The following is a 13600-nucleotide window of genomic DNA, read 5'->3' on the forward strand; positions in this document are numbered from 1 at the left end:
GACTTCTGGTGCGCGGGTTGTCGTGGGGGTTGGGCGTGCGTGGGTTGGTTGGCCGGGGTGGCCGCGTGGGGCGTGGGGGGAGGGAGTGGGAAGTCCGGTCGGGTCGGCCTCTGGTGCATGGGGTGGCTGCGTAGGGGGCGGGGGTGGAGTAGGGAGTCGGCCCGGTCGATTTTTGGTGCGCGGGTGTTGGCTGTCGTGGGGGCCGGGGGCCGGGGGAGGGGCGGAGTGGGAAGTCGGCTGGGTCGACTTTTGGTGCGGGGGTTGGTTGGCCGGGGCGGCCGCGTGGGGCGCGGGGGGAGTCGGACCGGCCGACTTCTGGTGTGTGGGGTGGGTGCCGCGGGGGGTCGGCGAGGCCGACTGCCGGTGCGGGGGCGGGTGGGGGAAACGTGGAGGCACGGGGCTGGTGGGGGCGGGTAGGTTCGGGGTGTGACGAATCTTCCCGGCGCGAAGCTGATCCTGCTCACCACTACCCACCGGGTGGCCCCCGGGCTGTTGGCGTGGCCGGCGTGGGAGGCGCTGCGGTCGGCCGGGCGGGTGCTCGCGGGGGACGCCGCGAACCCGCAGGTGGCCGCGGTGCGGCAGGCCGGGGTCGAGGTGGAGGTCGTGACGCCCGGCTCGGCGCCGGCGCTGGCGCGCCTGCTGACCGGGCGGTCGGCCGAGCAGTCCGCCGAGCAGCCCGCCGGGCAGGCCTCCGGGGCGGGCCCGACGGTCTGGCTGGGCAGCCCGGACGGCGACCCGGGGCTGACCGACGCGTTGGCGCGCCTCGCCGTGGAGCACGCGGGCGAGGTGCCCGAGATCGAGGTGCTGCCGGGCTCCTACGACCTGCCGGGTGCGCGCCTGCTGGACCTGGTCTCCGTGATGGACCGCCTGCGCTCGCCCGGCGGCTGCCCGTGGGACGCCGAGCAGACCCACGCCAGCCTGGTGAAGTACCTCGTCGAGGAGGCGTTCGAGCTGGTCGAGGCGATCGAGGAGGGGGACCGCGAGACGCTCCGCGAGGAGCTGGGCGACGTCCTGCTCCAGGTCTTCTTCCACTCCCGGATCGCCGAGGAGCACCCCACCGACGCCTTCTCGATCGACGACGTGGCCGGCGACATCGTGGACAAGCTGATGTACCGCCACCCGCACGTGTTCGGGGACGCCGAGGCCGCGGGCGCGGCCGAGGTGGAGGCGAACTGGGAGGCGCTGAAGGCGGCCGAGAAGTCGGAGCGCGAGTCGGTGCTGGACGGCGTGCCGGCCGGGCTGCCGTCGCTGGCGTACGCGGCGAAGCTGGTGTCGCGGGTGCGCCGGGGCGGGGTCGCGGGCGTGCCGGACGCGCCGTACGAGCTGCCGGCGGAGCTCACCGCGGAGTCGGCGGGCACGCTGCTGCTCGCCGTGGCGCAGCGGGCGCACGACGCGGGGGTGGACGTGGACGCGGCGCTGCGGGCGGCGGCGCGCGGTTACCGGGACGCGGTCCGCGCCTCCGAGGGGCTGGAGCCCGACCGGCCGGAGTGACCGGAGCCGGGGCGGTGAGCGCGGCGGGGTGACGAGCGCTGCGGGGCGGGTCAGACCGCAGCGACGTCCTCCACCGGCCGGCGCTGCGGCGGGACCACGACCTCGCCGATGGCCTCGCCGACCAGCGCGAGCAGCTCGGCGAGCCGCTCCAGGTCGAGGTGGTCGGGCAGGTCGGCGAGGGAGATGATCCGCTCGCCGTCGGAGCCGGCCACGCAGAACAGGTCGATCGGGCCGAGGTGCTTCTCGGCGGTGTCGACCAGGGCGGCGACGTCGCTGGGGCGGCGGATGTCGCCGCAGACGCCGACGACGGGGCAGCCGGGCCGGTCGAGCTCGGTGGCGAGGTCCTCGGCGATGCCCTCGCGCTGGTCGGCGACGAGCACCCCGGCGGCGCCGGCGGCGGTGAAGCGGCGTGCCAGGTCGGCGCCCGACCCGCCGTCGAGTACCGCGATGACGACGACTGCCCCGGTGACCCGCATGGTGCGCTCCTCCCTGTGGGCGGCTCCGCACCGGCGCCCACGTTCTGCTTTGCGGAGGATCGTAGGCATGTCCTGACCCTCCGCAACAGGGAATACCCCGCAGGTGACCAGGCTCACTCCTGCGGCACCGGGCAACCCCCGGAAGGGCCCCGTCTCCCCGCCCACACCGGCCGGGTCCCGACCGCGGGTCCCGCACGCCGAACCGCGCTCAGGACCCGTACGCAGGACCGCACGCAGGCCCCGTACACCGCCCCGCACGCAGGCCCCGCGCCCGGGACCCGCCGCCGCGCCCCGCACCGGATACCGTCGAGACATGCCAGTTCAGCCCGATTCTGCCCGCCCGCCGCTCTTCACCTGGGAGTTCGCCGCCGACCCGTACCCGGCGTACGCCTGGCTGCGCGAGCACGAGCCGGTGCACCGCACCACCCTGCCGAGCGGGGTCGAGGCCTGGCTGGTCACCCGGTACGCGGACGCCCGGCAGGCGCTCGCCGACAGCCGGCTCTCCAAGAACCCGGTGCACCACAGCGGGCAGGCGCACCGCACCGGCCGGGTCGGCATCCCGGGCGAGCGCCAGGCCGACCTGATGACGCACCTGCTGAACATCGACCCGCCGGACCACACCCGGCTGCGCCGGCTGGTGTCGAAGGCGTTCACGCCGCGCCGGGTGGCCGAGTTCGAGCCGCGGGTGCAGCAGCTCACGGACCGGTTGATCGACGGCTTCGCGGCCCGGGGCAGCGCCGACCTGATCCACGAGTTCGCCTTCCCGCTCCCCATCTACGCGATCTGCGACATGCTGGGCGTGCCGGCCGAGGACCAGGACGACTTCCGCGACTGGGCCGGGATGATGCTGCGGCACACGAAGCCGGGGCACGGCAGCGGCCAACGCGGCGGCGTGGGCCGGGCGGTGAAGCGGATGCGGGCGTACCTCGCCGAGCTGATCCACCGCAAGCGGGCGGACCTCGGCGACGACCTGATCTCCGGCCTGATCCGGGCCAGCGACCACGGTGAGCACCTGACCGAGAACGAGGCCGCGGCGATGGCCTTCATCCTGCTGTTCGCGGGGTTCGAGACGACCGTGAACCTGATCGGCAACGGCACGTACGCGCTGCTGCGCAACCCGGGCCAGCGGGCGCTGCTGCAGGAGTCGGTCGCCCGTGGCGAGAGCGGCCTGCTGGAAACCGGGATCGAGGAACTCCTGCGCTACGACGGGCCGGTGGAGCTGGCCACCTGGCGCTTCGCGACCAGCCCGCTGACCATCGGCGGGGTGGAGATCCCGGTCGGCGACCCGGTGCTGGTGGTGCTCGCCGCGGCGAACCGGGACCCCGCGCGGTTCGCCGACGAGAACGGCCTAGACCTGACCCGGACGGACAACCCGCACCTGGGTTTCGGGCACGGCATCCACTACTGCATCGGCGCCCCGCTGGCCCGGCTCGAAGGGCGGGCGGCACTGGCCACCCTGCTCACCCGGCTGCCGGATCTGCGGCTTGCCGAAAGCCCGGACAATCTGCGCTGGCGCGGCGGTCTGATCATGCGTGGACTTCGTGAGCTTCCGGTCGAATTCAGCCCGGAGAAGAAGGCCGTGGAGCCGTCCGCCGGCGCCGCCGACACCTCCGGCTGAGGCTCCGACACGCTGACGAGACGTCGCCGGTGCGTCGTTTTCCGGGGGTTGAACCACCATCAAAGCGGACATACCGCCTCCGTTGGTGGGCGATCGACCACACGCCGTAATTTCTGTGTGATATCGGCGATATGAGCTTGTGATTGGTAAGAGGATCTGTCTACTCTCCGTTGAGTTCGCAGCTGCGGACCTCGTGCGCGGGACGCCGAATCCTGCCCGCCGCGTCACGGGAAACCGACCAGAACCCTGGGCAGGGGCGGGGGAACCAGGTTTGTTGCCGTTCCCCACGGCTCGGGGTGAAGCCGCCCGAGCGGAAGCGATTCCGCGCACGGCGGCCGGGCCACCTCCCGGTCCGAACCCGACAGCTCACCTCGCAGGCGTGCGGAGAGGGACCTTCATGCTGTTCGTTGGAACTGGCCGTCACCGTCGTCGTACCCAGGCCGAGAAGGCCATCGCCGTCGCCGGTGTGGCCGGCGTCGGACTCGCGATGCCGATCCTCACCGCCACCGGCGCCTCGGCCGCCCCGGTCTCCACCTGGGACGCGGTCGCCCAGTGCGAGAGCGGCGGCAACTGGAGCATCAACACGGGCAACGGCTTCTACGGCGGTCTGCAGTTCACCTCCGGCACCTGGAAGGCGTACGGCGGCACGTCGTACGCGCCCCAGGCCAACCAGGCCAGCAAGGCGCAGCAGATCTCGGTCGCCGAGAAGGTCCTCGCCTCGCAGGGGCCGGGCGCCTGGCCGGTCTGCTCCCAGAAGGCCGGTCTGAGCAAGGGCGGCGCCCCGGCCGCGGTCGACACCTCGGCGGACGCCAAGCCCGCCGCGCAGCAGCCGGTCCAGAAGCCCGCCCAGCCGAAGCCGGTCCAGAAGCCCGCCCAGCCGGCCGGGCCGCAGGCGCAGAAGCCCGCCGCCCAGCAGTACGCGCAGCCGCAGGCCCAGCAGCAGACCCAGGCCCCGGCGTTCTCCGGCCACGACGGCTGGGACGCCGACGCGAAGGTGTACTGGTACCAGAACGACGGTGGTTGGTACTGGACCAGCCACCAGGACATCTACCAGCAGTACGCCGGCCACGCCGCGGGCCAGGCCGCGGGCCGGACCACGGGTCAGGAGGCTCCGGCGGCCGCGCAGAGCGCCCCGGCCGCGCCCGTCACCCAGCAGCGCTCCGGCCACGACTACACCGTCCGGTCCGGGGACACGCTGGCCGGCATCGCCGCCGCCCACGACGTCTCCGGCGGCTGGCAGACGCTGTACGACGGCAACCGCGGCACGGTCGGCGCCGACCCGAACCTGATCCTGCCCGGCCAGGTGCTCAACCTCGGCTGATCCGCCGCCGGCCCGGCGGGACCGGGCCGGCGCACACCACAGCCGGCCACCGCCGCCGACCAGCGCAGCCGGCCACCGCAGCCGGCCACCGCCGGAGCGTGCCGCCGCCGGCCACCGACGCCGGCCACCGCCGGAGCGTGCCGACGCCGACCGCCGGGAGCCCGCCGACACCGCGAACGGGGGCCGGATTCGGCCCCTTCGTCCCCGTCTGGTCGCCTTCCGCCGGGCAACCAGGTGAACTACCGGTGGGTAGAGCGGCCACACGCTGAGACGGGGCCGAGGTCAGCGTGGCCCCGGGAGCCCGTGCGGTTAGGCTCTGGTCGTAACGACTCCGCAATCGTCCGGCCGACAGCACCCACCGTCAGCCGAACCTGCTTCCGCTAGGAGATGCCTCGTGCCGTCCATCGATGTCGTCGTAGCCCGTGAGATCCTCGACTCGCGTGGCAACCCCACGGTCGAGGTCGAGGTCGGCCTCGACGACGGCAGCACCGGCCGTGCCGCCGTCCCCTCGGGTGCCTCCACCGGCGCCTTCGAGGCGCTGGAGCTGCGCGACGGTGACAAGAACCGCTACTTCGGCAAGGGCGTGGAGAAGGCCGTCCTGGCCGTCATCGAGCAGATCGGCCCGGAGCTGGTCGGCTACGACGCCACCGAGCAGCGCCTGATCGACCAGGCCATGCTCGACCTGGACGCCACCCCGGACAAGTCCTCGCTCGGCGCCAACGCCATCCTGGGCGTCTCGCTCGCCGTGGCGCACGCCGCCTCCGAGGCCAGCGACCTGCCGCTGTTCCGTTACCTGGGCGGCCCGAACGCGCACGTCCTGCCGGTCCCGATGATGAACATCCTCAACGGCGGCTCGCACGCGGACTCCAACGTCGACATCCAGGAGTTCATGATCGCCCCGATCGGCGCGGAGTCCTTCTCCGAGGCCGTCCGCTGGGGCGTCGAGGTCTACCACACCCTCAAGGGCGTCCTGAAGGAGCGCGGCCTCTCCACCGGTCTCGGCGACGAGGGCGGCTTCGCCCCGAACCTGGACAGCAACCGCGAGGCCCTGGACCTCATCACCGAGGCCATCCAGAAGGCCGGCTACGTGCCCGGCCGCGACGTGGCGCTGGCCCTGGACGTCGCCGCCTCCGAGTTCTACAAGGACGGCGCCTACCAGTTCGAGGGCAAGGCCCTCTCGGCCGCCGAGCTGATCGAGTACTACGCCGAGCTGGTCGCCGCGTACCCGCTGGTCTCCATCGAGGACCCGCTGGACGAGTCGGACTGGGACGGCTGGAAGGCCATGACCGTCAAGCTGGGCGACAAGGTCCAGCTGGTCGGCGACGACCTGTTCGTCACCAACCCGGCCCGCCTGGCCAAGGGCATCGAGACCGGCACCGCCAACGCGCTGCTGGTCAAGGTGAACCAGATCGGCTCGCTGACCGAGACCCTGGACGCCGTCGAGCTGGCCCAGCGCAACGGCTACCGCTGCATGATGTCGCACCGCTCCGGCGAGACCGAGGACGTCACCATCGCCGACCTGGCCGTCGCCACCAACTGCGGCCAGATCAAGACCGGTGCCCCGGCCCGCTCCGAGCGCGTCGCCAAGTACAACCAGCTGCTGCGCATCGAGGAGATCCTCGACGACGCCGCCGAGTACGCCGGCCGCGGCGCCTTCCCGCGCTTCAAGCACGAGGGCTGACCGAGTACGGCGGCTGACACACACTGATCGCACCGGTGCCCCGCCGGTTCACCCCGTAGGGTGGACGGCGGGGCACCGGCGCGACCAGGAGGGGAAACGGGAGATGGCAGGATGGCGGATCCCGGGCTTGGCGGCCCGGCCTCGCTTCACGAGCCGGGCGACCGTCCTCGTCCTGGTGCTCTGCTCGCTGGTGGCGATCCTCGCCTACCCGACGCGGCAGTTCATCTCGCAGCGTTCCGAGATCTCCGCCCAGCGGGCGAAGGCCGAACACGCCCGGCAGCAGGTCGAACAGCTGCGCCGGGAGAAGGCCCGCTGGCAGGACCCGGAGTACGTCAAGGCGCAGGCCCGCGCCCGGCTGCACTACGCGATGCCGGGGGAGACCCCGTACATCGCGGTGGACCCGGCCGGCCAGGGCGCCGCCAAGTCCTCCGTGCCCGCGCCCGCGCCGTCCGACGGTGTGGCCGCCGCTCCGGCGAAGGCCGCCAAGCCCTGGTACGCCAGCGTCTGGGACTCGGTGGACGCCGCCGACACCGCCGCCCTCGCCCCGCCCTCTCCACCCGCCCCTGCCCCCGCTGGAGCCAGCTCCCCCCATGACCACTGAGAACCACCCCTCCGTCTCCGACTCCGACGTCGCGGCGATCGCCGCGCAGCTCGGCCGGGTCCCGCGCGGTCTGCGCGGCGTGGCGCACCGCTGCCCCTGCGGCAACCCGGACGTCGTCGAGACGGCCCCCCGGCTCGCGGACGGCACGCCGTTCCCGACCCTCTACTACCTGACCTGCCCCAAGGCCGCCTCGCTGATCGGCACCCTGGAGGCGGACGGCGTGATGAAGGAGCAGACCGCCCGTCTCGCCGAGGACCCGGAGCTGGCCGCCGCCTACCAGAAGGCGCACGAGGACTACATCGCCCGCCGGGACGCCATCGAGGTGCTGGAGGGCTTCCCGAGCGCCGGCGGCATGCCGGACCGGGTGAAGTGCCTGCACGTGCTGGTCGGCCACTCGCTGGCGGCCGGCGAGGGCGTCAACCCGCTCGGCGACGAGGCGCTCGGCATGCTGGAGGACTGGTGGTCCAAGGGCCCGTGCGTCTCCGCCGCCGAGGTCGAGGCCGCCGGCGAGCGGGTCGCGCGGAACCGCGCCAAGGAGCAGGACCACGCGGCGGTGATCGCCGCCAAGGAGCAGAAGACCGCCGAGCGCGCCGCGAAGCGGGCCGCGGAGGAGGCAGCCTCCGCCGGGAACACCGAGGAGGCCGGCGAATGACCGTCAGCAGGGTGGCCGCGATCGACTGCGGCACCAACTCGATCCGGCTGCTGGTGGCCGACCTCGACCCGGAGACCGGGGCGATCACCGACCTCGACCGCCGGATGATCATCAACCGGCTCGGCCAGGGCGTGGACAGGACCGGCCGACTGCACCCGGACGCGCTGGAGCGCACCTTCGCGGCCTGCCGCGAGTACGCGGAGATCATCTCCGGCTTCGGCGTCGGCCCGGACCGGATCCGCTTCGTCGCCACCAGCGCCTCCCGGGATGCCGAGAACAGCGACGAGTACGTCAAGGGCGTGCGGGACGCCCTGGGCGTCGAGCCCCAGGTGGTCAGCGGCGAGGAGGAGGCCCACCTCTCCTTCGTCGGCGCCACCAAGGAGCTCACCGGCGGTCAGTTCCCGGCGCCGTACCTCGTCTTCGACCTCGGCGGCGGCTCCACCGAGTTCGTGCTCGGCGCGGAGGACGTCCAGGCGGCCCGCTCGGTGGACATCGGCTGCGTCCGGCTCACCGAGCGGCACTTCGGCGGCGCGGAGCTGCCGTCGGCGGAGCAGATCGCCGAGGCCCGGGCGCACGTCCGGGCGGAGCTGGACAAGGCCGAGGAGGTCGTCCCGCTGACCGGGGCGGCCACCCTGGTGGGCCTGGCCGGGACGGTCACGACCGTCTCGGCGATCGTCCAGGACCTGCCGGCGTACGACTCGGCGGCGATCCACCACTCGCGGATCAGCCGCGAGCAGGTGGCCCGGATCGCCGACGAGCTGCTCGCCGCCACGCACGAGCAGCGGGCGGCCATCCCGTCGATGCACCCCGGCCGGGTGGACGTGATCGCGGCCGGCGCGCTGGAGCTGCTGGAGATCATGACCCGGACCGGAGCCGCCGAGGTGGTCGTCAGCGAGCACGACATCCTGGACGGCATCGCCTGGAGCATGGCCTCCTGAGTACGGCCCCCTGACGCCCCGCAGGCCTTACCCCACCGGCCCCGGAGCCCCGTTGCGGGCTCCGGGGCCGGGGCGCGCCCGGGGCCGGGCGAGAAAGTTCGTGAATTTCTTCACATGGCGATGCCGCCATTCGTCGTGCCCGAGTGCCCGCAACGTCCGAAATGTGGGACTGAAGGTCTGGTGCGCGCGGCGACCGCTGGATCGCAGGCTGGGCTCGCGTGGCGGTCTGAAAATCGAAATCACACGCGGGAACCCGGGCCTGATGCGGATCGTTGCTGCTCAGATGGGCCGTCCGACCGCCCGTCCTCACGGAGGGGCCCCGGGGGTCGTGAGGCGACCCTCCGGGCCGGCCGGAGGGGGCGCGAAGTGTAGCACGGGGTGTCCATGAGCTTGTGACCGGGCTCACGAAGGCTGCTCCGGACGGTGCTGGATACTTTCGGATATGAGCACCACGGAGCGTCCTCGCATCCTCATTGTCGGCGGTGGTTACGTCGGCCTGTATGCCGCGATGCGCATCCTCAAGAAGATGCGTTACGGCGAAGCGACCGTCACGGTCGTCGACCCGCGGTCGTACATGACGTACCTGCCCTTCCTTCCCGAGGCGGCCGGCGGCAACGTCGCGCCCCGCAACCTCGTCGCGCCGCTGCGCAGCGCCCTCAAGAAGGCGGAGGTGCTCACCGGTGCGGTCACCGGTGTGGACCACGCCCGCAAGGTCGCCACCATCCAGCCCGCGGCGGGCGACTCGTACGAGCTGCCCTTCGAGTACCTGGTCGTCGCGACCGGCTCGGTCTCCCGCACCTTCCCGATCCCGGGTCTGGCGGAGCACGGCATCGGCATGAAGACGGTCGAGGAGGCCATCAGCCTCCGCAACCACGTCATGGCGCAGCTGGACAAGGCCGAGTCCACCACGGACGAGGCGGTCCGCCGCAAGGCCCTGACCTTCGTCGTCATCGGCGGTGGCTTCGCCGGTGTCGAGACGATCGCCGAGATCGAGGACATGGCGCGCGACGCCGCCAAGATCTACAAGACCGTCAGCCGCGACGACATGCGCTTCATCATGGTGGAGGCGGCCAACCGCATCCTCCCCGAGGTGGGCCCGGACCTCGGTCTGTGGACCAAGGAGAAGCTCGAGGAGCGCAACATCGAGGTCTTCATCGAGACCTCCATGGACTCCTGCGTCGACCAGCACGTCGTGCTGAAGAACGGCGTCGAGGTCGACGCCTCCACCATCGTGTGGACGGCCGGCGTGAAGCCGAACCCGGTGCTGGCCAACTTCGGCCTGCCGCTCGGCCCGCGCGGCCACGTCGACACCGCCCCGACCCTGCAGGTCCAGGGCTTCGACTACGTCTGGGCCGCCGGCGACAACGCCCAGGTGCCGGACCTCGCCGCCGGCGAGGGTGCCTGGTGCCCGCCGAACGCGCAGCACGCCTGCCGTCAGGCCGTCGTCCTCGGTGACAACGTGATCTCCGGCATGCGGGGCTTCCCGCAGAAGGAGTACAAGCACAAGAACCTCGGTGCGGTCGCCGGTCTGGGCCTGCACAAGGGTGTCGCGATCCTCTTCGGCAAGGTCAAGCTGAAGGGCCGCCTCGCCTGGTGGTTCCACCGCGGCTACCACGGCGCCATGGTCCCGACCATGAACCGCAAGATCCGCGTCTTCACCGACTGGACGCTGGCGATGTTCCTGAAGCGCGAGACCGTGGGTCTGGCCCAGATGGAGAAGCCGTTCGAGGCGTTCCAGGAGGCCGCGGCGCCCGCGCCGAAGCCGGTCGAGGCCGCCAAGCCGGCCGTCGAGAAGGAACTCGCCAGCAGCAAGTAAGCGACTGTGATCCCGGTGTGGGAGCACCGGGATATGAGTCGGAGGCCCTCCGCCCGGCAGTGTCGCCGGACCACGACCTCCGTGGTGCTCAGCCGGCCGTGCGACCGGGCGGAGTACAGCAGTACGAGAAGGCCCCTGCCGAACCCTCCGGCGGGGGCCTTCCCGTCGTTCCCCGGGGGTGCTTTCCGGGGGTGCGTTCACAGGGTGCGTTCCGGCGGCCGTTCCGGGCCCCGGAACGGCCGGGACCGTCGCGTCCACGGCGAAGGCCCCGGGCGCGGGGCCCGGGGCCGGGGTGGCCGGTGACGCGGGGTCAGTCGGTCTTGATGCTCGCCAGGATGTCCAGCTTGGACGCCCGGCGGGCGGGCCAGAAGGCGGCCACCAGGCCGACCACGCCGGCCAGCGCCAGGAAGAGCGCCAGCTGCCCGAACGGGAGCACCGTGGTCAGGCCCTGCATGCTGGACTTCAGCGTGCCGTTGATCGCCCAGGCCAGGAAGCAGCCGAGCAGGACGCCGATGCCGGCGCCGAAGACCGAGATCACCACGGACTCCAGCCGGACCATCCGCTTGATGCCGCCGCGCTCCAGGCCGATCGCCCGCAGCATCCCGATCTCGCGCTTGCGCTCGAAGACCGACATGGCCAGCGTGTTGATCACACCGAGGATCGCGACGATCACGGACATCGCCAGCAGGCCGTACATCATGTTCAGCGCGAAGCTGATGATCTGGCTGAAGTCGTCCCGGACCTCCTGCTTGGACTTGACCTCGATCACCGGGTTGGCGCCGGTGGCGTCCTTGAGCCCCTGCTTCAGCTTGTCGGTGGCGCCGTCGGCACCCTTGACCAGGACGGCGCTGACGTACGGCTGGGGCTCGTGCTTGGTGATCTCGCTGTTGGCCAGGATGACCGGACCGAGCATCCCGCCCGCCTTGTAGACCCCGCCGACGGTGACCTTGCCGGTCGACTCGTCGGGGTAGGTGACCGTCACGGCCGAGCCGGCGGAGACGCCGTTCTTCTTGGCCACGTCCTCGTCGACCAGGATCTGGCCCTGGCCGAGGGCGGCGGCGGAGCCGCTGGTCAGCTCGATCGAGACGAGCTTGTCGAAGGTGTCCTGGTTCAGGCCGGTGATCGCCCGGGTGCTGCCGTTCAGCTCCCAGTAGACCGTGGTCATCGGCGAGGAGGCGGTGACCCCGGGGGTCTTGGCGATCTCGGCGGGGACCTTGTCGGAGAGGCCCATGTCGTTCGCCGCCCCGATCACGTAGTCGGCCCGCATCGAGCTGGTGACGGCCTTGTCGATCGCCCCGCCGATCGAGGCGCCGAGCACCGTCAGGCCGGTGACCAGGGTCAGGCCGATGGTGAGCGCGGCCGCGGTGGCGGCGGTGCGGCGCGGGTTGCGGACGGCGTTCTGCCGGGCGAGCTTGCCGGGCGTGCCGAACAGCTTCCCGAGGGCCGGGCCGACCAGGGCGATCACCGGGCGGGAGAGCAGCGGCAGCAGGACGAAGACGCCGACCAGGGCCAGCAGGGCGCCGAGGGCGACCGGGATCCGGCCGTCGCTGTTGCCGGTCGAGGCGCCGTAGGCGATCAGCGCGCCGCCGCCGGCGGTGAGCACCGAGCCGATGGTGTTCCGGACGACCAGGCTCTTCTGGGAGCTCGGCTGGTCGCCGCTGCTCATCGCGGCCACCGGGGCGATCCGCGAGGCGCGCACGGCGGGCAGCAGGGCGGAGAGCACCGTCACCACGATGCCGACCACCAGGGTGACCACCACGGTGAGCGGCTTGATCACCAGCGAGCCGGTGGGCATCCCGCTGTCCAGTTCGGCGACCAGGGACTGCAGCCCGGCGCCGATCCCGATGCCGGCCACCAGGCCGGCCGCGGCGGAGAGGGCGCCGATCACCAGGGCCTCGATCAGGACGGACCGGGTGACCTGCTTGCGGCTGGCGCCGATCGCCCGCAGCAGGGCGAGCTCCTTGGTGCGCTGGGCGACCAGCATGGTGAAGGTGTTGGCGATGATGAAGATGCCGACGAAGAGCGAGATCCCGGCGAACGCGAGCAGCATGGTGCGCATGCTCGACGTGCCCTCCTCGATCATCTTCTGTTCGTCGTCCTTGAGCTGCTGACCGGTCTCGGAGTGGATCTGCTGGCCGGCCGGGAGCTTCGGCCCGGCCTGGGCGAGCAGGTCGCCCTCGCTGGTGCCGGGCTTGGCGGTGAGCACGATGCTGCTGTAGCGGCCCGGCTCCAGCAGCAGCTGCTGGGCGGTGGCGCGGTCGAACAGGGTGAGCGTGCCGCCGGTGTTGACCACCGGGTCGTCGGTGGTGAAGACGCCGGTGAGCTTCGCCTCGACCACCGGGCCGTTGGAGGCGACCCGGACGGTGTCGCCGATCCGGTAGCCGGCCTTGTCGGCGGTCTTGCGGTCGAGCGCGATCTCCTTGGCGTTCTTCGGGCCCTGGCCCTCGGCCATCGGGTAACGGGCGTCCCTGCCGTCCGCGCCGGGCGCGAAGTTGGCGCCCTTGGCCGACCAGGCCTTGCCGATCAGGTTGCCGTTCTTGTCGGCGACGCCGGTGAAGCCGCTGACCACGCCGCGGGCGCCGGCGGCACCCGGCAGGGCGGCCAGCTGCTGGACGGTGGCGTCGGTGAGGGTGGCGGCGCTCTTCTCGCTCTTCTCGCGGGCCGTGGCGCCGGACCCGGCGGCCCGGTCGACGACCTGGACCGAAACGTCCGAGTAGCTCTTGGAGTTGCTGTCCCGCATGGCCTTGCCGAAGGTGTCGGAGAAGACCATGGTGCCCGCCACGAAGGCGGTGCCGAGCATGACGGCGAGGGCCGTCATGAGCAGTCGGCCCTTGTGGGCCAGCACGTTGCGCAGTGCGGTGCGATACATGGGGTGTCCTGTGGTCTGCGGAGGGTCGGTCGGCTGGCGGCGGGTCAGCTGGTGCGGCCCTTGGCGTCGAAGCGGCGCATGCGGTCCAGGACGGTGTCGGCGGTGGGGTGGAGGAGCTCGTCGACGATGCGGCCGTC

The 13600-nt window shown here is 72.3% G+C and carries 10 protein-coding genes, 1 pseudogene and 1 riboswitch; of the genes and pseudogenes, 8 read left to right on the forward strand and 3 right to left on the reverse strand.

The annotated features are described in order from the left end of the window. Positions 1–426 precede the first annotated feature (426 nt). A complete protein-coding gene (locus ACFVHB_RS38970) occupies positions 427–1491 on the forward strand; it encodes a MazG family protein (RefSeq protein ID WP_380332482.1) in 1065 nt (354 codons plus the stop codon). A 50-nt stretch (positions 1492–1541) separates the two neighbouring features. On the opposite strand, the gene ACFVHB_RS38975 is transcribed toward ACFVHB_RS38970, so the two are convergent. Continuing rightward, positions 1542–1967 (reverse strand): SDR family NAD(P)-dependent oxidoreductase, encoded by a 426-nt coding sequence (locus tag ACFVHB_RS38975; protein ID WP_380332485.1) that lies wholly within the window; start codon positions 1965–1967, stop codon positions 1542–1544. 313 nt (positions 1968–2280) lie between these two features. Between ACFVHB_RS38975 and ACFVHB_RS38980 the strand changes: the two genes are divergently transcribed. The 7 genes from ACFVHB_RS38980 to ACFVHB_RS39010 all read left to right on the forward strand — a co-directional run bounded on the left by ACFVHB_RS38980 (position 2281) and on the right by ACFVHB_RS39010 (position 10594). Continuing rightward, the gene (locus ACFVHB_RS38980) at positions 2281–3585 is read left to right on the forward strand and encodes a cytochrome P450 (protein WP_380332488.1); all 1305 of its coding nucleotides are present in this window, start codon (positions 2281–2283) and stop codon (positions 3583–3585) included. 226 nt (positions 3586–3811) lie between these two features. Continuing rightward, positions 3812–3981: riboswitch (cyclic di-AMP (ydaO/yuaA leader) on the forward strand. A 1-nt stretch (position 3982) separates the two neighbouring features. Continuing rightward, positions 3983–4906, forward strand: a complete 924-nt coding sequence (locus ACFVHB_RS38985) for a transglycosylase family protein (RefSeq protein ID WP_380332491.1) — start codon at positions 3983–3985, stop codon at positions 4904–4906. A gap of 394 nt (positions 4907–5300) precedes the next feature. Beyond that, on the forward strand, positions 5301–6587 hold the full coding sequence (eno, locus tag ACFVHB_RS38990; protein WP_360221361.1) for a phosphopyruvate hydratase: 1287 nt from the start codon (positions 5301–5303) through the stop codon (positions 6585–6587). Between the two features lie 103 nt (positions 6588–6690). Beyond that, positions 6691–7188 carry a septum formation initiator family protein gene (locus ACFVHB_RS38995; protein ID WP_380332494.1) on the forward strand — a complete coding sequence of 166 codons (498 nt, stop codon included), beginning with the start codon at positions 6691–6693 and terminating at the stop codon, positions 7186–7188. Further along, positions 7160–7840, forward strand: a complete 681-nt coding sequence (locus ACFVHB_RS39000) for a DUF501 domain-containing protein (RefSeq protein ID WP_380332506.1) — start codon at positions 7160–7162, stop codon at positions 7838–7840. Before ACFVHB_RS38995 ends, ACFVHB_RS39000 begins: the two co-directional genes overlap by 29 nt. Beyond that, positions 7837–8778: an exopolyphosphatase gene (locus tag ACFVHB_RS39005; RefSeq protein WP_380332497.1), complete on the forward strand. Its 942-nt coding sequence runs from the start codon at positions 7837–7839 to the stop codon at positions 8776–8778. Before ACFVHB_RS39000 ends, ACFVHB_RS39005 begins: the two co-directional genes overlap by 4 nt. Positions 8779–9220: 442 nt before the next feature. Next, on the forward strand, positions 9221–10594 hold the full coding sequence (locus ACFVHB_RS39010) for an NAD(P)/FAD-dependent oxidoreductase (RefSeq protein WP_380332500.1): 1374 nt from the start codon (positions 9221–9223) through the stop codon (positions 10592–10594). A 310-nt stretch (positions 10595–10904) separates the two neighbouring features. Here ACFVHB_RS39010 and ACFVHB_RS39015 read toward each other — a convergent pair whose 3' ends face one another. Then, the gene (locus ACFVHB_RS39015) at positions 10905–13463 is read right to left on the reverse strand and encodes an ABC transporter permease (RefSeq protein WP_380332503.1); all 2559 of its coding nucleotides are present in this window, start codon (positions 13461–13463) and stop codon (positions 10905–10907) included. A gap of 44 nt (positions 13464–13507) precedes the next feature. After that, positions 13508–13600 (reverse strand): annotated as a pseudogene (locus ACFVHB_RS39020) (ABC transporter ATP-binding protein); the annotation flags it as partial.

Source organism: Kitasatospora sp. NPDC127111, from assembly GCF_042677465.1.
Taxonomy (GTDB): Bacteria; Actinomycetota; Actinomycetes; order Streptomycetales; family Streptomycetaceae; genus Kitasatospora.